The organism is Citrobacter sp. Cpo032 (assembly GCF_030332975.1).
GTDB classification, from domain to species: domain Bacteria; phylum Pseudomonadota; class Gammaproteobacteria; order Enterobacterales; family Enterobacteriaceae; genus Citrobacter; species Citrobacter portucalensis.
In genome coordinates this window covers 23,337-43,824 of the sequence record NZ_JAOWGU010000043.1, presented here as the reverse complement: position 1 = coordinate 43,824, position 20,488 = coordinate 23,337, and the positions used below count along the sequence as shown (strand labels likewise).

The window sequence follows — 20,488 nt, the reverse complement described above, 5'->3', positions numbered from 1 at the left end:
GCTTGTAATCCGTTGTTCCGTGTCAGTGGAGGCGCATTATAGGGAGTTATTTCAGGCTGACAAGGGGAAATTTAAAATAACTTTCCGAGTGCGTGTTTTTTCACCAAAACAACCATTAACATGCCATAAAATAAGCAAATTGCCGTTTTTGCAGCCGCAATCACACTTCCAGGTGGCATACTAATGAATAAGAAAAAGAGTAAGGAAGAACATTCATGCCGTTAAATGCCCAACAGCTAGCCGCACAGAAAAACTTGTCCTACGTTCTGGCCGAAAAGCTGGCTCAGCGAATATTAAAAGGTGAATACGCGCCGGGTGCGATATTGCCTGGCGAAATAGAGCTGGGCGATCAGTTTGGCGTGAGTCGCACCGCGGTAAGAGAGGCGGTAAAAACATTAACGGCAAAAGGTATGGTATTACCGCGCCCACGTATTGGCACACGCGTCATGCCGCAAGCAAACTGGAACTTCCTTGACCAGGAGCTACTCACCTGGTGGATGACGGAAGATAATTTCCCGCAGGTCATTAAACATTTTCTGGTGATGCGTATCAGCCTGGAGCCTCAGGCGTGCTTACTGGCAGCGACTATAGGTACGGCTGAACAGAAAGCGCACCTCAACACGCTGATGGAAGAGATGGTCGAGCTGAAAAGAAACTTCAGACGCGAACGCTGGATTGAGGTTGATATCGCCTGGCATGAGCACATCTATGAAATGAGTGCGAATCCGTTCCTTATTTCCTTTGCATCTCTGTTCCATTCGGTTTACCAGACCTACTTTACCTCTATTACCTATAACGATGTGGTGAAACTGGATTTGCACCAGGCCATTGTCGACGCAATAGATGATAACGATGGCGATCGCGCCTTTGCTGCCTGTCAGGCATTGCTGATAGCACCGAACGTGCTACCGGATAAATAATATGTCAGAAAAGAAATCACGCAGTATGGCCGGGCTACCGTGGATAGCAGCCATGGCCTTTTTTATGCAGGCACTAGACGCCACGATCCTCAATACCGCCCTACCCGCAATAGCACATAGTCTTAACCGCTCTCCACTCGCCATGCAGTCGGCCATTATCAGCTATACCCTGACTGTCGCGATGCTGATCCCGGTAAGTGGTTGGCTGGCAGACCGATTTGGTACCCGACGCGTCTTTATGATTGCCGTTAGCCTGTTTACGTTGGGATCGCTGGCCTGCGCGCTGTCCAGTTCCTTAAGCGAGCTGGTGATTTTCCGTGTCATTCAGGGGATAGGTGGCGCCATGATGATGCCCGTTGCCCGTCTGGCGTTATTGCGTGCTTACCCCCGCAGCGAACTGCTTCCCGTGCTTAACTTCGTCACCATGCCAGGACTTGTGGGGCCGATTTTAGGTCCGGTATTGGGCGGTGTACTGGTTACATGGGCCAGTTGGCACTGGATCTTCCTGATTAATATTCCAATTGGCATTGCCGGTATCTTCTATGCCCGCAAATATATGCCGAACTTCACCACGCCACGCCGCGGTTTTGATATGACCGGTTTCTTTCTGTTTGGTTTGAGCCTGGTATTGTTTTCAAGCGGCGTTGAATTGTTCGGTGAGAAGCTTGTCGAGACCTGGGTCGCACTCGGTATTATTCTTGCCAGTGTGTTGTTACTACTCGCCTATATTCGCCATGCGCGTCGCCACCCAACGCCGCTGATATCGCTTCCGATATTTAAGACTCGGACCTTTTCTGTTGGGATCGCCGGAAACCTCGCCACTCGCCTGGGCACAGGCTGCGTGCCCTTCTTAATGCCGCTGATGTTGCAGGTAGGATTTGGATATCCGGCTCTGATAGCCGGCTGCATGATGGCGCCAACAGCGTTGGGTTCAATTCTGGCAAAATCCATGGTGACGCAGGTTCTGCGCAAACTCGGCTACAGGACCACATTGGTGGGTGTTACGGTATTTATCGGCCTGATGATTGCGCAGTTCGCTTTGCAATCTCCTGCCATGCCGATCTGGATGCTAATCCTGCCGTTGTTCATTTTAGGTATGGCGATGTCCACCCAGTTTACTTCAATGAATACCATCACTCTGGCGGATCTGACCGATGAAAATGCCAGCAGCGGCAACAGCGTATTGGCTGTTACTCAGCAGTTATCAATCAGTTTAGGGGTTGCCATCAGCGCCGCCGTTCTGCGTGTCTATGAAGGTATGGAAGGAACCAATACGGTCGAACAGTTCCACTACACCTTTATGACGATGGGCGCTATCACGGTAATATCCGCGCTGATGTTCATGCTGCTAAAAGCCAAAGATGGACGTAACCTGATCAAAGATCGGCACAAACCTAAACCGACCCCCGCTCCATCAGAACAGGAGTAAGCTGCAAACGCTGTTGCTGTAATGCGGGCTGCGCCATCCGGTGAATTAATACATCGATGGCCAGTTCGCCCAATTCATCTTTTGGTTGGTGGATGGTCGTCAGGGGCGGCGTCATATAGCGCGCCAGCTCGATATCATCGTAACCCACCACAGCCATATCCTGCGGAATGCGCAATCCTGACTGGTACAGAGCCTGATACGCGCCAACTGCCATTGCATCATTGCCGGTAAAAACAGCCTGCGGTCGCTGTTTATGCGACAGCAACGTTTGCATAGCTTCAAAGCCGCCGCCGAACTCAAAGTCACCGGTAATTTCGTAGCCTTCCGGGACAGGCAACCCCGCCCGCTTCATTGCTGCCCGATATCCTTCCAGACGCAAACGCGCCGGGGTTTTATCCAGCGGCCCGGTGATGCAGGCAATGCGCGTAAAACCTTTTTCGATAAGATGTTGCGTGGCTAAATCCCCGCCCAGCAAGGAGTTATCCTGAATCAGATCGCTTTCACCATCAAAAGGCGACCAGTCCATCATCACGGTCGGTATAGAAGGATAACGCTGCATTATCTCTCTGGAAGGCTGATGTGTTTCGGTGCAGAGCAGCAACAAGCCGTCCACACGTTTTTGCATCAGAGTTTCCAGGTTACGGTTCATGCGCTGTTCATCGCCTTCGGTATTGCACAGCACCAGGCTGTAGCCGCGCTCAAAACAGCTACGTTCAACGCCGCGCACTAGTTCAGAATAGAAGGGATTGGTACTGGCAGTGATTAACATGCCAATCGTGCGGGTCTGGTTTAACTTGAGGCTACGCGCCAGCGCGGAGGGCGCGTAGTTAAGCGCTTTAATTGCAGCTTCTACTTTGTCAGTGACGGACTCACTGACAAAGCGATCTTTATTAATGACGTGAGAAACCGTCGACGTGGAAACACCCGCCAGGCGGGCGACGTCCTTCATTGTAGCCAAGCGTTACCTCTGTTGACTTAAAAACGCTTCTATTTCTTCGCGCCACGGAACGGAAGGCTGTGCGCCTTTACGGGTAACCGCAATCGCCGCAGCGGCATGCGCAAAACGGATCGCTTCAGGCAGCGGAGTCTCTTCCAGCAACGCCGTAATTAACGCGCCATTAAAGGTGTCTCCAGCGGCAATAGTATCAACGGCTTCCACTTTAAAACCGGGCACACGCTGTCCTTCGCCATTAACACTGGCCCACACACCGCGACTACCTAAAGTAATCAGTACAGTATGGATACCTTTAGCGTGCAATGCCTGCGCCGCTTTGGCCGCGTCTTCATCATTTTCGACCCGGATCCCCGTCAGCTTTTCAGCCTCGGTTTCATTCGGGGTAATAATATCCACCAGCGCCAGCAGTTCATCAGAAAGTTCACGTGCCGGTGCCGGGTTCAGGGCGACCATGGTCTTATTTTGATGTGCAATCTTTGCTGCAGTCAGTACGCTTTCGATCGGCGATTCTAACTGCATAAGTAAGGCGGACGCCTGAGCAATACGCTCATGCTGTGCTTCCACCAACGCTGGCGAAAGAGCTGCGTTCGCTCCGGCATGAATGCCGATAACGTTCTCACCTTCACCATTCACAAAAATCAACGCCACACCGGTCGATTCCCCCGAAATTACGCTAATCGGCGCAATATCGATGTTATCTTTGGCTAACTGTTTACGCACACTTTCGCCAATATCATCATCGCCCGTACAGGCAATGAATGCGATATTCGCGCCACTACGACCCGCAGCAACAGCCTGATTCGCGCCTTTACCGCCAAATGCGACCTGATAATGGCTACCTGTTACGGTTTCACCAGGTGTCGGGAAAGAGTTAAGGTTAAGGATGTGATCGGCATTGATACTGCCAAGAACAACGAGGTTGCCTGCGGTTTTCATATTTGGTGTTCCAAGTCAAAGTGCGCCACCGGGTTAGGGTGGCGCGTGCCCTGCTTTTCTTTTTACGCTTTCATCCCCAAAATCAGATACGGGGATGGCGTATTTATGTCTCCATCAGGCCGCGAGCGACCTGAATCGGTATTACTGCTTGATGACCAGCTTCAGGTCAACCGGATATTTAGCCTGAACCTTCTCGCCTTTCAGGACTTTATCCGCAGTCTCAACGCCTTTCGCGCCGATCTGATCCGGCAACTGAGCAATGGTCGCAGCCAGTTTGCCATCATTTACTGCTTTTTCGCCATCTGGAGTGCCGTCAAATCCAACCACCATCACATCAGATTTACCCGCGGTTTGCAGTGCGCGCAGCGCACCCAGCGCCATTTCATCGTTCTGGGCAAATACGGCCTGCACATCAGGATGCGCGGTCAGCAGGTTCTGCATGACGTTCAGACCTTTGGTGCGGTCGAAGTCTGCCGGCTGGCTGGCCAGTACGTTAAATTTGTGTGCCGCAACGGCCTGCTGGAAACCTTCGCCACGCTCACGCGCCGCTGAAGTTCCGGCAATCCCTTGCAGTTCGATAACTTTCGCGCCTTCACCTGCTTTCTTCGCGATGTAATCACCCGCAATTTTGCCACCCAACACGTTATCAGACGCGATGTGGCTTACCACTTCGCCTTTGGAGGCAACACGGTCAAGGGTAATAACCGGAATTTTTGCCTGGTTAGCCATCTTCACAGCATTACCAACGGCATCAGAGTCAGTCGGGTTGATCAGCAGAATTTTAGTTCCACGAACCGTTAAGTCCTGAACGTTAGCCAGCTCTTTCGCCGGGTTGTTCTGCGAGTCCAGAATCACCAGGTTGTAACCCAGCTTATCCGCCTCTTTTTGCGCCCCATCCTTCAGAGAAACAAAGAACGGGTTGTTGAGGGTGGAGACCACCAGCGCAATGGTATCTTTCGCCATCGCATTCGCGCTCACGGTGGCGCTCAGCGCAACAGCAGAAACCAGGGTAGCCAGTTTTTTCATGTTCATATTTAAGATGTCCTGTAATCGTTGTTACTGCTTTTTGTTGTCTACCAGTACCGCCAGCAAAATCACCACCGCTTTGACGATCATCTGGTAATAGGAGGATACACCTAACAAATTCAAACCATTATTGAGGAAACCAAGAATCAATGCGCCGATCAGCGTCCCAACAATACGTCCTTTACCACCCGCCAGGCTGGTACCGCCTAACACCACCGCTGCGATAGCATCCAGCTCATAGCCAGTACCTGCTGTTGGTTGCGCAGAGGAGAGGCGCGCGACTTCAATGATGCCCGCCAGCGATGCCAGCAGACCGCACAGTGAGTAAACGATAATTTTGATTTTACTGACGCTGATACCGGACAAACGCGTTGCCGCTTCGTTACCGCCCAGCGCGTAGATATAACGGCCCAGACGAGTGTGGTGCAGCATGTACCACGCCGCGAGGAAGACAATCCCCATGATCCACACTGGCGTAGGGATGCCTAACGGACGACCAATACCAAACCAGCCAAACAGATCGGCATTGTCAGTAAATCCGGTATTAACCGGACTGCCGTTGGTGTACACCATGGTCACGCCGCGCAGCAGCAGCATCATCACCAGCGTTGCAATAAACGCCTGCACCCGGCCTTTCGCAACAATCACCCCGGTGACTGCGCCAATGGCAGCGCCGAGCGCCAGGGCTGCAGCAACAGCCACCAGCGCATTGACCTCAATCCCTACAATTGAAGCCGCAACCGCGCCGGTAAGCGCCAGCAAGGAACCGACGGACAGATCGATACCCGACGTCAGGATGACCAGCGTCATGCCAACGGCCATGATGGCGTTCACCGACGTTTGCTGGAGAATGTTGAACAGGTTATTAACGGTAAAAAAGTTAGGGCTCATGGTGGAAACAATCGCGATCAGCACTAACAGAGCGATGAGCGACTTTTGCTCCAGAAGCCATGCTTTAGTGAAATAACGGCGACCAGAAACAGCCTGGGTAGTCATCTTTTTTACTCCTGATTCACGCGATTAAGCTTGCCCACAGCGGCAGCCATTAATACTTCCTGAGTGGCCTGCTCGCGAGTGAACTCACCGCCGAGATGCCCTTCATGCATAACGATAATTCGATCGCTCATGCCCAATACTTCTGGCATCTCAGAGGAGACCAGAATGATACTCAGCCCGTCAGCCTTAAACTGGTTGATAAGCTGATAGATTTCTTTCTTGGCTCCAACGTCAACGCCGCGCGTTGGTTCATCAAGGATCAGCACTTTTGGCCGGGTCATCAGACCGCGCGCAATCGCCACTTTCTGCTGGTTACCACCGGAAAGCAGGCCGATAGCCTGTTCCATTGATGGTGTTTTAACATTGAACAGACGAATAAAATCACCCACCGCCTGCTGCTCATCTTTATGTTTCAGGCTTCCACCGGCGCGGCTGAAATAACGCAGCGCGGTCAGTGACATGTTCTCTTTCACCGACATACCCAGCACTAAGCCATCGCGTTTACGGTCTTCAGAAATATAGACGATGCCGTTAGCCAACCCATCCTGCGGCGAACGGGTAACCACTTCATGGCCATCAAGCGTGACGTAACCGCTGGTGCGCGGCAATGCGCCGTACAACACTTTCATCAGTTCGGTACGTCCGGCACCCATCAGCCCGGATACGCCAAGGATCTCGCCTTTACGCAGCGTGAACGAAACATCGTTTACGCCAGGACCGCACAGGTTATCGACCTTCAGGCGAATATCACCCGGCGCTTTTTCCAGGCGCGGGTACTGATCTTCCAGCTTACGTCCCACCATCATTTCAATCAGCGAGTCTTCTGTCAGCGAGGCAACTTCACGTTCGGCAATAAACTGCCCGTCACGGAAGACGGTTACGTCGTCGCAAATCTCGAAGATCTCTTTCATACGGTGAGAAATATAGACAATGCCGCGCCCCTGGGATTTCAGTTCGCGGATGACGCGGAACAGGGATTCGGTTTCGGTATCGGTGAGGGCATCCGTCGGTTCATCCATAATGATGACCTTCGATTCAAAGCTCAGCACTTTAGCAATTTCGACCATTTGCTGATCGCCAATCGACAGCTCACCGACCAGCCTGTCGCTTTTAAAGCGTAGATTGAGTTTGGCGAGCAGCAGATCGGCTTCGGCGTACATCTTCTTCCAGTCAATTTTGCCAAAGCGATTCACAAACTCGCGGCCAAGAAAAATGTTCTCGGCGATAGTGAGTTGCGGGATCAGGTTCAGCTCCTGGTGGATGATACCGATTCCGGCTTCCTGGGAGGATTTCGGGCCGTTAAAGGTGGTCTCTTTCCCCAGCCACAATAAAGAACCGGCATCACGGGTATAGATCCCGGTCAGCACTTTCATCATGGTGGATTTGCCCGCGCCGTTTTCGCCCACCAGCGCCATCACGCGGCCAGGGTAGACATTCAGCGCGGCGCCGGATAGCGCTTTTACGCCCGGGAACGCTTTATCGATCCCTTTGAGTTGCAGTAATGCGTTCATGATGGCCTCAGAACGTGACGCCAGCACAGAGAATGATATTCGCATACGGAGAACATTCTCCGCTGCGAATTACCGCCTGACTGTCTGCGGTTTGTTTTTTGAATTGTTCATGCGTGGTGTAACGAATTTCTATGGTGTTTCCCTGGTGTTGTTGCAGTTGCTCAATGTGGCTGAGCAACGTTTCGTGGAGTTGCGGATTATGTTGTTTAATTTCCGACGCGAGAATGGCCGCCTCGACCTGCATTTCACGTGTGACCACATCCAGTACCTGCATAAAAGAAGGTACGCCCTGGGTTAATGCCATATCAATACGCGTTGTGCTGTTCGGGATGGGTAAACCTGCATCACACACCACCAGCGTATCGGTATGCCCCAGACGGGAGATCACCGTTGAAATTTCAGAGTTGAGTACCGTGCCTTTCTTCATTTTCTTTCCCCACTAGCGAAACGTTTCGCTGGAGATAAGTGTAGTGCGAAGAGTGGACAGAAAACCACCGCGACGTTACGAAAATGTGATCGCCATCGAAACGTTTCGCAAGGATTATCATTTGATGAAATGAAAACTGAGAGGGGCAAAACAAAACGCCCCCTTTCGCGATGAAAGAGGGCGTCGATGAGATTAAATCTCTACCTGAGTACCAAGCTCAATAACCCGGTTCGGTGGGATTTCAAACTGGTCCGGCGCGCGCAGAGCGTTGCGCTGTAGCAGCAGATACAGCTTGCCGCGCAGACGCAGGTACCATGGCCGCTTGCCAACAATCAACGACTCATGCGACATGAAGAAGGACGTTTCCATCATCCGACAGCTTAAACCTTCCAGACCGCAGCGATGGAACACTTCCTCCACGTTCGGCGTTTCGCGCCAACCGTAGCTGGCCACCACACGCCAGAAGGTGGGCGATAACTGCTCAATCTGCACCCTACGCACGTTGTGCACGTATGGCGCATCTTCCGTGCGCAGCGTCAGCAGAATAACGCGCTCATGCAGCACCTTGTTATGCTTGAGGTTATGCAGAAGTGCAAACGGGATGACGTTCAGTGCGCGGGACATATACACCGCCGTTCCCGGCACGCGTACCGGTGGCGATTTCTCCAGAGAAGCAATCATCGCCTCCAGAGAGTTACCGTGCTCATGCATGCGACGCAGCAGACGGAAGCGTTCGCTTTTCCAGGTGGTCATGATGGTGAACATCACCAGACCCAGCGTCAGAGGCAGCCAACCGCCGGAAATAAGCTTATCGAGGTTCGCGGAGAACAGCGGAACATCGACGCACAAGAACGCCACCAGGATCAGGAAGACGAAGTATTTATTCCAGTGCCAGTTTTTGCGCGCCACGGTGGTCGACAGAATTGAAGTCAGTACCATCGTCCCCGTTACCGCAATCCCATACGCCGCGGCAAGGTTACTGGAGTGTTCAAAGCTCACTATCACGATAACTACCGCAAAATAGAGCATCCAGTTAACGAAAGGAATGTAAATCTGGCCCGATTCCATTTCCGAGGTATGGATGATACGCATCGGCGATAAATACCCCAGACGTACGGCCTGACGCGTCAGCGAGAAGACACCGGAGATAACCGCCTGAGAGGCGATGACCGTTGCCAGCGCGGCGAGGATCAACAATGGAATTAATGCCCAGTCCGGCGCCAGCAGGAAAAACGGGTTTTTGATCGCTTCAGGATGCTTTAACAGCAACGCGCCCTGCCCAAAATAGTTCAGCACCAGTGAAGGCAATACAACTGAGAACCATGCCAGACGAATCGGCAATTTACCGAAGTGGCCCATATCCGCATACAGCGCTTCAACACCGGTAATCGACAGCACCACCGCACCCAGCGCGATAAAGGACAGCGTTTTGAATTCGAGGAAGAAATGCACCGCCCAATACGGATTGAGCGCCTGCAGCACTTCCGGATTGCCAATAATACTGCGCACGCCTAATACCGCGAGCGTCAGGAACCATAGCAGCATAATCGGCGCAAACAGCTTACCGACCATACCGGTACCGTGTTTTTGAATCAAAAACAGCAGGGTCAGCACAATTATCGAGAGCGGAACAATCCAGGTATCCAGTTGCGGGGCAACTATCTCCAGACCTTCAATTGCAGACATCACCGAAATGGCTGGCGTAATCACCACTTCACCATAGAAGAAGCTGCCGCCTATCAATCCCATAATGACCAGCATGGAGGTTGTTCGCGCAGAGGTATTGCGCCCGGCCAATGACATCAGCGTAAGGATCCCGCCTTCTCCGGCGTTATCTGCGCGCATGACAAACGTCAGGTATTTAATGGAGACAACAAAGATCAGCAGCCAGAAAATCAGCGAGAGAAAACCAAATACGGCATCACGTTCAACGCCAAAACCAAACTGGCCGGACAAACATTCACGAAGCGTATAAAGTGGGCTGGTACCAATATCACCGTAGACAACCCCAATGGCTGCAAGGGTAATCGCAGACAATGATTGTTTATTATCAGTGCTCATAGACTCGTCTTTCGTTTATACACATCATCTTTCAAGCCACTCCGTATGGGCTGCATTCGTTATTCCCCCCATCCCAGAAGAAAACTCCATTACCGCCTTGGTGCAGCTTGATTGATTTGGTGTATATATAAGAAATGTGTGCGTCGTCCCTTGGCCCACAAAAAGGCGCACAGTATGCACGATTAATCACAAAATCGTACCCCTAAATGAGACCAGATTAATCTGGCTCAAAGAAAAATAAGCGCACCTTCAGTCTATTACTGCAATGGTGTGAAGCATCTATACTCGCAGTTTATGCAGTACATTTGGCGAAAGGACGCCACTTCATTATGGCTCACCCACATTTATTAGCGGAAAGAATTTCCCGTCTGAGCAATGCGCTGGAAAAGGGACTTTATGAACGTAGCCACGCCATTCGTCTGTGTCTGCTGGCAGCACTCAGCGGCGAGAGCGTTTTCTTATTAGGCCCCCCGGGGATCGCAAAAAGCTTAATTGCCCGCCGACTGAAGTTTGCCTTCCAAAACGCACGCGCCTTTGAATACCTGATGACGCGCTTCTCTACGCCCGAAGAGGTGTTTGGTCCGCTGTCCATTCAGGCATTAAAAGATGAAGGTCGCTATGAACGCTTAACGGCGGGCTATCTTCCTGAAGCTGAAATCGTTTTTCTCGATGAAATCTGGAAAGCAGGCCCGGCAATCCTTAACACCCTGCTGACCGCCATTAACGAACGTCACTTCCGTAACGGCGCGTATGAAGAAAAAATTCCGATGCGTCTGCTGGTGGCGGCTTCCAACGAACTGCCTGAAGCAGACAGCAGCCTGGAAGCTCTGTACGACCGTATGCTGATTCGTCTGTGGCTGGATAAAGTTCAGGACAAGGCCAATTTCCGCTCCATGCTGTTAAGTCAGCAGGATGAAAGCGACAATCCGGTCCCGGCATCATTACAGGTGACGGATGAAGAGTATCACCAGTGGCAAAAAGACATTGGTGCGATCAAGCTTCCCGATCGCGTGTTTGAGCTCATTTTCACGCTGCGCCAGCAGTTGGACGTGTTACCGAATGCACCTTATGTGTCCGATCGTCGCTGGAAAAAAGCGATCCGCTTACTCCAGGCCAGTGCTTTCTTTAGCGGACGCGATGCGGTAGTACCTATCGACCTGATCCTGCTGAAAGATTGCCTGTGGTACGACGCGCAAAGCCTGAATCTGATGCAACAACAGCTTGAAATATTGATGACCGGACACGCCTGGCAACAGCAAGCCATGCTGACGCGCCTGGGCAGCATTGTGCAGCGCCGCATTCAGCTCCAGCAGCAGCAAAGCGATAAAACGGCGTTCACGGTGATCCGCCAGGGCGGAATGTTCAGCCGTCGTCCTCATTATGATTTACCGCCAGAAGCCTCGTCTTCTGTCGTGACATTACTGCTGCAAAAGCCTTTAAAACTGCATGATATGGAGGTTATCCATATAGCTTTCGAACGTGGCGCGCTGGAACTGTGGCTAACAAAAGGCGGTGAGATCCGCGGAAAACTAAACGGGATCGGCTTTGCCCAAACGCTGAATATGGAAGTCGATAGCGCACAGCATCTGGTTGTACGCGATGTCAGTTTACAAGGTTCTCGCCTGGCGCTGCCGGGTGCTTCGCAAGAGAGTATGCCCGCAGAGATAAAACAGGAGCTTGAAGCGCTCGATAATGAGTGGCATCAGCAGCACAGCGCATTCAGCGAACAGCAAAAATGCCTGTTTATTCATAGCGACTGGTTAGGCCGCATTGAGGCCAGCCTGCAGGATGTCGGGGCGCAAATCCGCCAGGCGCAACAATGCTGACCCTTGATACGCTCAACATCATGCTGGCAGTCAGCGAAGAGGCGATGATCGAAGAGATGATCGTCGCCCTGCTGGCTTCCCCAAAGATGGTGGTATTTTTTAAAAAATTTCCTCGCCTTAAAAAAGCGATCACTGACGACATCCCCCGCTGGCGTGAATCATTGCGTAGCCGCCTCAAAGATACCCATGTACCGCCGGAGCTGATGGAGGAGGTTATGTGCTATCAACAAAGCCAGCTCCTCTCTCATGCGCAGTTTATCGTTCAGCTACCGCAAATATTATCCCTATTGCACCGCCTCCATTCGCCTTGGGCCGGACAAGCGCAGCAACTGGTCAATGACAACAGCACCTTTACGCCCGCCCTACATACGCTTTTTCTCCAGCGCTGGCGCCTGAGCCTGGTGGTGCAAACCACAACGCTGAATCAGCAACTGCTGGAAGAAGAGCGCGAGCATTTGCTCAGTGAAGTACAAGAACGGATGACCCTCAGCGGGCAACTGGAACCTGTACTGGCAGAAAATGACAACGCAGCAGGCCGGTTGTGGGATATGAGCGCGGGCCAAATCAAGCGCGGTGATTATCAGTTGATGGTGAAATACGGCGAATTTCTGACGCAACAACCCGAACTCCAGCGCCTGGCCGAGCAGTTAGGTCGTTCCAGAGAGGCGAAATCCGTGCCGCGTAAAGATGCGCCAATGGAAACCTTCCGTACCCTGGTGCGCGAACCTGCAACCGTCCCGGAGCAGGTGGATGGCATCCAGCAAAGTGACGATATCCTGCGCCTGCTACCGCCAGAGCTGGCCACGCTGGGCATTACCGAACTGGAATACGAGTTCTACCGACGGCTGGTGGAAAAGCAACTGCTCACCTACCGCCTGCACGGCGAAGCATGGCGTGAGAAAGTAACGGAACGTCCGGTGGTGCATCAGGATTTTGACGAGCAGCCGCGCGGGCCTTTTATCGTCTGCGTTGATACCTCGGGATCGATGGGTGGATTTAATGAGCAGTGTGCGAAAGCCTTTTGTCTGGCGCTAATGCGCGTTGCCCTTGCCGATAACCGGCGCTGTTTCATTATGCTGTTTTCAACAGAAGTGGTGCGCTATGAGCTTTCCGGTCCGGAGGGCATCGAACAGGCGATCCGCTTTTTAAGTCAGCGCTTTCGTGGTGGCACTGATATTGCCAGCTGTTTTCGCGCCATAATTGAGCGCATGCAGGGTCGGGAATGGTTTGATGCCGATGCGGTGGTGATCTCAGATTTTATCGCTCAGCGATTGCCCGATGAGGTCGTCAGCAAAGTAGGGGAATTACAGCGGGTACACCAGCACCGTTTTCACGCGGTGGCGATGTCAGCACATGGCAAACCCGGCATCATGCGCATTTTCGATCATATCTGGCGCTTTGATACCGGGATGCGAAGCCGCCTGCTCAGACGCTGGCGGCGTTAATTGTTACAGCAGAGAAGCGACGCTTTCACGTACCTGGGCCGGCCATACGCCACACTGAACCTGACCAATGTGCGGTAATTGCAGCAACAGCATGGTCAGACGCGACTGCCCAATGCCGCCACCAATTGTCTGCGGCATTTCACCGCGCAGCAGCGCCTGGTGCCACTCCAGACTCAGGCGATCTTCATCACCGGTCAGAGACAGCTGGTGTTTCAGGGCGTCAGCATCCACACGGATCCCCATAGAAGACAGCTCAAACGCATCTTCCAGAACCGGGTTCCAGACCAGAATATCACCGTTCAGACCGGCATGACCCAGCTCGGACGCTGAACTCCAGTCATCATAATCGGGCGCACGTACGTCATGACGGTGACCGTCACTGAGCTTACCGCCGATCCCCACCAGGAATACCGCACCCAGCTCTTTAGCGATCGCACGTTCACGACCTTTTGCATCAAGATCCGGATAACGAGATAACAGCTCCTGACTATGAACAAAGTGGATCTGCTCTGGCAGGAACGGTGCCAGACCAAACTCTTTGCTAACCGCAGCTTCGGTGGCCTTAATTCCCGCCCAGATAGCCTCTACCGTGCTTTTCAGAGTGGAGAATTGACGCTCACCGTCGCCCATCACGCGCTCCCAGTCCCACTGGTCAACGTACACTGAGTGCAATGGGGAGAGGCGATCTTCATCGGGACGCAGGGCTTTCATGTGCGTGTACAGCCCCTCGCCTGCGCTAAAGTCGTGTTGTCCTAACGTTTGACGCTTCCACTTCGCCAGTGAATGAACCACTTCGAATTGAGCGTCTGGCAATGCTTTAACCTTCACCTGCACCGCTTTTTCGCAGCCCGACAAGTTATCCTGCGTGCCATCTCCAACGCGGCTGAGGATCGGCGCCTGAACTTCGATCAGGCCTAAACGCTCTTCCAGCTGGCGAGAAAAATGAGATTTTACGAAGCTAATTTGACGTTGTTTGGCAATGTAAGCGGTTTTCATTATGTGTACTCCTGTGTCCTGTTGCCTATGATTAAGCAACAGAATGGAGGTAATATTCAATAATCAACAAATAAAAAGCCGACTTCGATTTTGATTCGTTAAAAATTACGTCTAAAATAGAGGGAATCATTAATCTACATAAGAAAAACCTATGGAAAATTATCAGATCGACAATCTGGACCGCGGCATTCTTGACGCCTTAATGGAAAATGCTCGTACCGCCTACGCAGAATTAGCCAAACAGTTCGGCGTCAGCCCAGGAACAATTCACGTTCGCGTAGAAAAGATGAAGCAGGCGGGGATTATTACCGGCGCGCGGATTGATGTTAGTCCCAAACAATTGGGTTATGACGTCGGCTGCTTTATCGGCATAATCCTGAAAAGTGCGAAAGACTATCCGTCAGCGCTGGCCAGACTGGAAAGCCTCGATGAAGTGACCGAAGCATATTACACCACCGGGCACTACAGCATCTTTATTAAGGTGATGTGCAAGTCGATCGACGCATTGCAGCAGGTACTTATCAACAAGATCCAAACAATTGACGAAATTCAGTCCACGGAAACGCTGATCGTCCTGCAAAACCCGATCATGCGTACCATCAAGCCATGATCGGTTTTTTTAATCCCCTATTTTTCCACAGGTAGATCCCAGCTCGCTCACAGCGTACAATACGCCCTCTTTATAAAGGTGGGCGATCATGGCAGACATCACTCTTATCAGCGGTAGTACGCTTGGCAGTGCGGAATATGTAGCAGAGCATCTGGCTGAAAAGCTGGACGACGCCGGTTTTTCCAGCGAAATACTGCATGGGCCAATGCTTGAAGAGGTTCCGACTGACGGGATCTGGCTGATTATCAGCTCCACGCACGGTGCGGGAGATATTCCTGACAACCTGCAGCCTTTATATGATGCGTTACGCGAGCAAAAGCCGGACCTGTCACAAGTGCGCTTTGGTGCAATCGGGATCGGCAGTCGTGAATATGACACCTTTTGCGGCGCAATCGACAAGCTGGAAGCCGAATTGAAGGCCTGTGGGGCAAAACAGATCGGCGAAACTCTCAGGATCAACGTGCTGGAACATGAAATTCCGGAAGATCCGGCTGAAATTTGGCTGGGATCGTGGCATCCGTTGCTCAGAGATTTGTAAAGATCGTACTTTTTTATGTGGATAACTCTGGTTAAAAGCTTGGATCAACCGGTAGTTATCCCAAGAACAACCGTTGTTCAGTTTTTGAGTTGTGTATAACCCTTCATTCTGATCCCAGCTTATACGGACCAGGATCACCGATCATTCACAGCTAATGATCCTCAGCAACCTGTTGATCTTACTTAAAGGATCGTCCTTATCCACAGAAAGGTGCGATCCTAATAAGAGATCACAATAAAACAGATCTCTAAATAAAAAGATCTTCTTTTTAATACCCAGGATCCCAGGTCTTTCTCCATCGACTAAAGTTGAGTAGAATCCACGGCCCGGGCTTCAATCCATTTTCACACCGCGTTATGCGAGGCAATTACCATGTTTTATCAGGATCCTTTTGACGTCATCATCATTGGCGGGGGTCATGCAGGCACCGAGGCCGCAATGGCCGCGGCGCGAATGGGTCAACAGACTCTGCTTTTGACACACAATATCGACACTCTGGGGCAGATGAGCTGCAACCCGGCGATCGGCGGTATTGGGAAGGGACACCTGGTAAAAGAAGTGGATGCGCTTGGTGGGTTGATGGCAAAAGCGATCGACCACGCGGGTATCCAGTTTAGGATACTAAACGCAAGCAAAGGGCCAGCCGTTCGCGCTACCCGAGCTCAGGCCGATCGTGTGCTCTATCGCCAGGCGGTACGCACTGCGCTGGAGAATCAACCCAACCTGATGATTTTCCAGCAGGCGGTTGAAGATCTGATTGTCGAAAACGATCGCGTTGTGGGTGCAGTAACCCAAATGGGACTGAAGTTCCGTGCCAAAGCGGTCGTATTAACTGTGGGGACTTTCCTCGACGGCAAAATTCATATTGGTCTGGATAACTACAGCGGTGGCCGCGCTGGCGATCCGCCGTCCATCCCGCTGTCACGCCGTCTGCGTGAACTGCCGCTGCGCGTCAGCCGCCTGAAAACCGGTACACCGCCGCGTATCGATGCGCGCACGATTGATTTCAGCGTGCTCGGCCAGCAAAACAGCGATAACCCGATGCCGGTCTTCTCATTCCTGGGCGATGCTTCTCAACATCCGCGCCAGATGCCGTGTTACATCACGCATACCAATGAGAAAACCCATGACGTGATCCGCAATAACCTCGATCGTAGCCCAATGTACGCTGGCGTGATCGAAGGTATCGGACCACGCTACTGCCCGTCGATCGAAGACAAAGTAATGCGCTTTGCCGATCGTAACCAGCATCAGATCTTCCTCGAACCGGAAGGACTGACCTCTAACGAAATTTACCCGAATGGCATCTCCACCAGCCTGCCGTTCGATGTGCAGATGCAAATTGTCCGCTCCATGCAGGGGATGGAAAATGCCAGAATCGTCCGCCCAGGCTACGCGATTGAGTATGATTTCTTCGATCCGCGTGACCTGAAACCTACTCTGGAAAGCAAATTCATCCAGGGTCTGTTCTTTGCGGGCCAGATTAACGGTACAACCGGTTATGAAGAAGCCGCCGCACAAGGCATGCTGGCAGGTCTGAACGCCGCACGCTTGTCTGCCGAAAAAGAGGGTTGGGCACCGCGTCGCGATCAGGCTTATCTTGGCGTGCTGGTGGACGACCTGTGTACGCTGGGTACCAAAGAACCGTACCGTATGTTCACATCTCGCGCTGAATACCGTTTGATGCTGCGTGAAGATAACGCCGACCTGCGTCTGACCGAAATTGGTCGTGAACTGGGTCTGGTGGACGATGAGCGCTGGGCTCGCTTCAACGAGAAACTGGAGCGTATCGAACAGGAACGCCAACGTCTTAAATCAACTTGGGTGAATCCGTTAGCGGAGTCCGCAGCAGAAGTGAATGCTCACCTGGCTACACCTCTGTCCCGTGAAGCGAGCGGTGAAGATCTGCTGCGTCGCCCGGATATGACCTATGCTCAGTTGACCTCTTTATCTGCGTTCGCACCCGCGCTTGATGATGCTCAGGCCGCAGAACAGGTTGAGATTCAGGTGAAATACGAAGGGTATATTGCCCGTCAGCTGGAAGAAATTGAAAGACAACAGCGCAATGAAAACACCCTGTTGCCTGCAACGCTGGATTATCGTCAGGTCTCTGGCTTGTCGAATGAAGTTATCGCTAAGCTGAACGATCACAAACCCGTCTCGATCGGTCAGGCATCGCGTATTTCCGGCATAACGCCTGCCGCCATCTCCATTCTGCTGGTATGGCTGAAAAAACAAGGTATGCTGCGCCGCAGCGCTTGATAACACTATTTTGGCGGGGGCGCTTCGCTTGCCCGCCGTACAAATTTGTAGGCCCGATAAGCGAAAGCGCATCGGGCATTTGATTATTAACAGGTAACGACCGTGCTCAACAAACTCTCTCGTCTGCTGGCTGATGCCGGTATTTCTCTTACCGATCACCAGAAAAATCAGCTGATTGCGTATGTCGATATGCTGCACAAATGGAACAAAGCGTACAACCTGACGTCGGTGCGGGATCCCAACGAAATGCTGGTACGCCATATTCTGGACAGCATTGTCGTTGCACCGTATCTGAAGGGTGAGCGTTTTATCGATGTAGGTACGGGACCGGGCCTGCCGGGAATTCCGCTCTCTATCGTGCGCCCTGAAGCGCATTTCACACTGCTCGATAGCCTGGGAAAACGTGTTCGTTTCTTGCGTCAGGTGCAGCATGAGCTTGCGCTTACTAACATCACTCCAGTGCAAAGCCGTGTTGAAGAATTTCCTTCAGAACCGCCGTTTGATGGGGTGATTAGCCGTGCTTTCGCTTCACTCAATGATATGGTGAGCTGGTGTCACCATTTGCCGGGCCAGAATGGGCGTTTTTATGCGCTAAAAGGGCAGTTGCCTGCAGATGAAATTGATTCGCTGCCAGCAGAATTCAGCGTTGAGTCCGTCGAAAAATTACGCGTTCCGCAGTTGGATGGTGAACGTCATTTGGTGGTTATTAAGCCAAACAAAATTTAATTTTTATCAAAAAAAATAGAGAAAAAACGGCTTTTCAGGTGTTAAAAGTCATAGGTAATAGTGTGGTTAAATGTCGTTACATTTCACTAGTGCCTTACGGTTTTGCATCATAACTATAACGTACCGTTTTTTGTTAAAAGCGAAACAAGTCAGCTGTGAAAATATCAGTCTGCTAAAAATAGAACGTAAGAATCACCGTTCGTGTTAATTTTTTATTATAAATGTCAATGAGCAGTTTTTTTGTTGTTAGGCGTTGTTTTTGAAATAGTGGCTATTTTTACGCTTAAATATCAAAAAGATGAAAAGGCATCAATTGCCACGTAAATAAATTATGCGAAGGTGAATATGTTCAATATGTGATCTGGTGCACGCTTTGGCGCCAGTGTTTTCGCGGCATTTGCAGTTTTGCATGATCGTTCACAGTTTGCCTAAAAGTAATAAATGTGGGGCAGCGAAAAATATTTAAACATTTATTCACTTTTTAGCTACTTATTGTTTGAAATCACGAAGGCGCACCGTATAATTTGTCCGCTTTTTGATGCTTGACTCTAAGCCATAAAGAACGTTTTATACGACACGCGGCATACCTCGAAGGGAGCAGGAGTAAAAACGTGATGTCTATGTCGCTCTTGAGTCGAAACGTTGCTCGTAAGCTTTTGCTCACACAGCTTCTGGTTGTAATAGCAAGTGGATTGCTGTTTAGCCTCAAAGACCCTTTCTGGGGCATCTCCGCGTTGTGTGGAGGATTGGCAGTGTTACTGCCTAATGTGTTGTTTATGATATTTGCCTGGCGTCACCAGGTACATACACCAGCGAAGGGCCGAGTAGCCTGGTCGTTCGCTTTCGGCGAAGCCTTCAAGGTATTAGCGATGCTGGTGTTGTTGGTGGTGGCGTTGGCTGTTTTGAAAGCGGTATTCATGCCGCTGATCGTTACGTGGGTTTTGGTGCTGGTGGTTCAGATACTGGCGCCGGCTGTAATTAACAACAAAGGGTAAAGGCATCATGGCTTCAGAAAATATGACGCCGCAGGATTACATAGGACACCATCTGAATAACCTTCAGTTGGACCTACGTACATTCTCGCTGGTGGATCCGCACAACCCCCCAGCCACCTTCTGGACGCTCAATATTGACTCCATTTTCTTCTCGGTGGTTCTGGGTCTGTTGTTCCTGCTTATGTTCCGTAGCGTAGCCAAAAAGGCGACCAGCGGCGTACCAGGTAAATTTCAGACCGCGATTGAGCTGGTAATCGGCTTTGTGCATGGTAGCGTGAAAGACATGTACCATGGCAAAAGCAAGCTGATTGCTCCGCTGGCCCTGACGATTTTCGTCTGGGTATTCCTGATGAACTTGATGGATTTGCTGCCTATCGACCTGCTGCCGTACATCGGTGAGCATATCTTTGGCCTACCGGCTCTGCGTGTGGTTCCGTCTGCTGACGTGAACATCACCCTGTCGATGGCGCTGGGCGTATTTATCCTCATTCTGTTCTACAGCATCAAAATGAAAGGCATCGGTGGCTTCGCGAAAGAGTTGACGCTGCAGCCGTTCAATCACTGGGCGTTCATCCCTGTCAACTTAATCCTTGAAGGGGTAAGCCTGCTGTCCAAACCAATCTCTCTTGGTCTGCGACTGTTCGGCAACATGTATGCCGGTGAGCTGATTTTCATTCTGATTGCTGGTCTGTTGCCGTGGTGGTCACAGTGGATCCTGAATGTGCCTTGGGCCATTTTCCACATACTGATTATCACGCTGCAAGCCTTCATATTTATGGTTCTGACGATTGTCTATCTGTCGATGGCATCTGAAGAGCATTAATTTACC

Annotated in this window: 18 protein-coding genes; 10 read left to right on the top strand and 8 right to left on the bottom strand. The window is 51.4% G+C overall.

What is annotated here, in order from left to right; all coding sequences use genetic code 11:
• The first annotated feature begins 215 nt into the window (after positions 1-215).
• Entirely contained in the window at positions 216-920 is a 705-nt protein-coding gene (locus tag OGY33_RS11190; protein WP_003023753.1) for a FadR/GntR family transcriptional regulator, read from the top strand.
• Position 921: 1 nt separating this feature from the next.
• Positions 922-2,349, top strand: coding sequence for a multidrug transporter subunit MdtD (gene mdtD, locus OGY33_RS11185; RefSeq protein WP_191238988.1), 1,428 nt, complete (start codon positions 922-924; stop codon positions 2,347-2,349).
• Here mdtD and rbsR read toward each other — a convergent pair.
• The 7 genes from rbsR to kup all read right to left on the bottom strand — a co-directional run bounded on the left by rbsR (position 2,315) and on the right by kup (position 10,261).
• Complete coding sequence (rbsR, locus tag OGY33_RS11180; RefSeq protein WP_003023757.1) at positions 2,315-3,307, bottom strand: ribose operon transcriptional repressor RbsR; 993 nt, start codon at positions 3,305-3,307, stop codon at positions 2,315-2,317. The genes mdtD and rbsR overlap by 35 nt on opposite strands.
• Positions 3,308-3,310: 3 nt before the next feature.
• Complete coding sequence (rbsK, locus tag OGY33_RS11175; RefSeq protein ID WP_003826997.1) at positions 3,311-4,240, bottom strand: ribokinase; 930 nt, start codon at positions 4,238-4,240, stop codon at positions 3,311-3,313.
• 141 nt (positions 4,241-4,381) lie between these two features.
• Complete coding sequence (gene rbsB, locus OGY33_RS11170; RefSeq protein WP_003023760.1) at positions 4,382-5,272, bottom strand: ribose ABC transporter substrate-binding protein RbsB; 891 nt, start codon at positions 5,270-5,272, stop codon at positions 4,382-4,384.
• Between the two features lie 24 nt (positions 5,273-5,296).
• On the bottom strand, positions 5,297-6,262 hold the full coding sequence (gene rbsC / locus OGY33_RS11165) for a ribose ABC transporter permease (protein WP_003826999.1): 966 nt from the start codon (positions 6,260-6,262) through the stop codon (positions 5,297-5,299).
• Between the two features lie 5 nt (positions 6,263-6,267).
• Positions 6,268-7,773, bottom strand: a complete 1,506-nt coding sequence (rbsA, locus tag OGY33_RS11160) for a ribose ABC transporter ATP-binding protein RbsA (RefSeq protein WP_003023764.1) — start codon at positions 7,771-7,773, stop codon at positions 6,268-6,270.
• A 7-nt stretch (positions 7,774-7,780) separates the two neighbouring features.
• Positions 7,781-8,200 carry a D-ribose pyranase gene (rbsD, locus tag OGY33_RS11155; RefSeq protein ID WP_003827001.1) on the bottom strand — a complete coding sequence of 140 codons (420 nt, stop codon included), beginning with the start codon at positions 8,198-8,200 and terminating at the stop codon, positions 7,781-7,783.
• Positions 8,201-8,392: 192 nt separating this feature from the next.
• Positions 8,393-10,261, bottom strand: a complete 1,869-nt coding sequence (kup, locus tag OGY33_RS11150) for a low affinity potassium transporter Kup (RefSeq protein WP_003827003.1) — start codon at positions 10,259-10,261, stop codon at positions 8,393-8,395.
• Positions 10,262-10,590: 329 nt separating this feature from the next.
• Here kup and ravA point away from each other — a divergent pair, with 329 nt between their 5' ends.
• Both ravA and viaA read left to right on the top strand, forming a co-directional pair.
• The gene (gene ravA / locus OGY33_RS11145) at positions 10,591-12,087 is read left to right on the top strand and encodes an ATPase RavA (RefSeq protein ID WP_020996042.1); all 1,497 of its coding nucleotides are present in this window, start codon (positions 10,591-10,593) and stop codon (positions 12,085-12,087) included.
• Positions 12,081-13,532 (top strand): ATPase RavA stimulator ViaA, encoded by a 1,452-nt coding sequence (gene viaA, locus OGY33_RS11140; RefSeq protein WP_003827006.1) that lies wholly within the window; start codon positions 12,081-12,083, stop codon positions 13,530-13,532. The genes ravA and viaA overlap by 7 nt, the downstream gene beginning before the upstream one ends.
• 3 nt (positions 13,533-13,535) lie before the next feature.
• Here the strand turns inward: viaA and asnA are convergent, their stop codons facing one another.
• Positions 13,536-14,528, bottom strand: coding sequence for an aspartate--ammonia ligase (asnA, locus tag OGY33_RS11135; RefSeq protein WP_003827009.1), 993 nt, complete (start codon positions 14,526-14,528; stop codon positions 13,536-13,538).
• A gap of 151 nt (positions 14,529-14,679) precedes the next feature.
• On the opposite strand from asnA, the gene asnC reads away from it, so the two are divergent.
• The 6 genes from asnC (at position 14,680) to atpB (ending at position 20,482) form a co-directional block, all read left to right on the top strand.
• Positions 14,680-15,138, top strand: coding sequence for a transcriptional regulator AsnC (gene asnC, locus OGY33_RS11130; protein WP_003023780.1), 459 nt, complete (start codon positions 14,680-14,682; stop codon positions 15,136-15,138).
• Positions 15,139-15,226: 88 nt separating this feature from the next.
• Positions 15,227-15,676: an FMN-binding protein MioC gene (gene mioC, locus OGY33_RS11125; protein ID WP_003827013.1), complete on the top strand. Its 450-nt coding sequence runs from the start codon at positions 15,227-15,229 to the stop codon at positions 15,674-15,676.
• Positions 15,677-16,048: 372 nt separating this feature from the next.
• Positions 16,049-17,938, top strand: a complete 1,890-nt coding sequence (gene mnmG, locus OGY33_RS11120) for a tRNA uridine-5-carboxymethylaminomethyl(34) synthesis enzyme MnmG (RefSeq protein ID WP_003827014.1) — start codon at positions 16,049-16,051, stop codon at positions 17,936-17,938.
• A gap of 102 nt (positions 17,939-18,040) precedes the next feature.
• Positions 18,041-18,664, top strand: a complete 624-nt coding sequence (rsmG, locus tag OGY33_RS11115; protein ID WP_003827017.1) for a 16S rRNA (guanine(527)-N(7))-methyltransferase RsmG — start codon at positions 18,041-18,043, stop codon at positions 18,662-18,664.
• A 614-nt stretch (positions 18,665-19,278) separates the two neighbouring features.
• On the top strand, positions 19,279-19,659 hold the full coding sequence (gene atpI, locus OGY33_RS11110) for a F0F1 ATP synthase subunit I (protein ID WP_003827019.1): 381 nt from the start codon (positions 19,279-19,281) through the stop codon (positions 19,657-19,659).
• A gap of 7 nt (positions 19,660-19,666) precedes the next feature.
• On the top strand, positions 19,667-20,482 hold the full coding sequence (atpB, locus tag OGY33_RS11105) for a F0F1 ATP synthase subunit A (RefSeq protein ID WP_003023792.1): 816 nt from the start codon (positions 19,667-19,669) through the stop codon (positions 20,480-20,482).
• Positions 20,483-20,488 lie beyond the last annotated feature (6 nt).

What these genes read in the sequence shown, in the direction of transcription:
- OGY33_RS11190 (WP_003023753.1), top strand. Translation starts at nt 216, where the DNA reads ATGCCGTTAAATGCCCAACAGCTAGCCGCACAGAAAAACTTGTCCTAC.
- mdtD (WP_191238988.1), top strand. Translation starts at nt 922, where the DNA reads ATGTCAGAAAAGAAATCACGCAGTATGGCCGGGCTACCGTGGATAGCA.
- rbsK (WP_003826997.1), bottom strand. Translation starts at nt 4,240, where the DNA reads ATGAAAACCGCAGGCAACCTCGTTGTTCTTGGCAGTATCAATGCCGAT.
- rbsB (WP_003023760.1), bottom strand. Translation starts at nt 5,272, where the DNA reads ATGAACATGAAAAAACTGGCTACCCTGGTTTCTGCTGTTGCGCTGAGC.
- rbsC (WP_003826999.1), bottom strand. Translation starts at nt 6,262, where the DNA reads ATGACTACCCAGGCTGTTTCTGGTCGCCGTTATTTCACTAAAGCATGG.
- rbsA (WP_003023764.1), bottom strand. Translation starts at nt 7,773, where the DNA reads ATGAACGCATTACTGCAACTCAAAGGGATCGATAAAGCGTTCCCGGGC.
- rbsD (WP_003827001.1), bottom strand. Translation starts at nt 8,200, where the DNA reads ATGAAGAAAGGCACGGTACTCAACTCTGAAATTTCAACGGTGATCTCC.
- kup (WP_003827003.1), bottom strand. Translation starts at nt 10,261, where the DNA reads ATGAGCACTGATAATAAACAATCATTGTCTGCGATTACCCTTGCAGCC.
- ravA (WP_020996042.1), top strand. Translation starts at nt 10,591, where the DNA reads ATGGCTCACCCACATTTATTAGCGGAAAGAATTTCCCGTCTGAGCAAT.
- viaA (WP_003827006.1), top strand. Translation starts at nt 12,081, where the DNA reads ATGCTGACCCTTGATACGCTCAACATCATGCTGGCAGTCAGCGAAGAG.
- asnA (WP_003827009.1), bottom strand. Translation starts at nt 14,528, where the DNA reads ATGAAAACCGCTTACATTGCCAAACAACGTCAAATTAGCTTCGTAAAA.
- asnC (WP_003023780.1), top strand. Translation starts at nt 14,680, where the DNA reads ATGGAAAATTATCAGATCGACAATCTGGACCGCGGCATTCTTGACGCC.
- mioC (WP_003827013.1), top strand. Translation starts at nt 15,227, where the DNA reads ATGGCAGACATCACTCTTATCAGCGGTAGTACGCTTGGCAGTGCGGAA.
- mnmG (WP_003827014.1), top strand. Translation starts at nt 16,049, where the DNA reads ATGTTTTATCAGGATCCTTTTGACGTCATCATCATTGGCGGGGGTCAT.
- atpI (WP_003827019.1), top strand. Translation starts at nt 19,279, where the DNA reads ATGTCTATGTCGCTCTTGAGTCGAAACGTTGCTCGTAAGCTTTTGCTC.
- atpB (WP_003023792.1), top strand. Translation starts at nt 19,667, where the DNA reads ATGGCTTCAGAAAATATGACGCCGCAGGATTACATAGGACACCATCTG.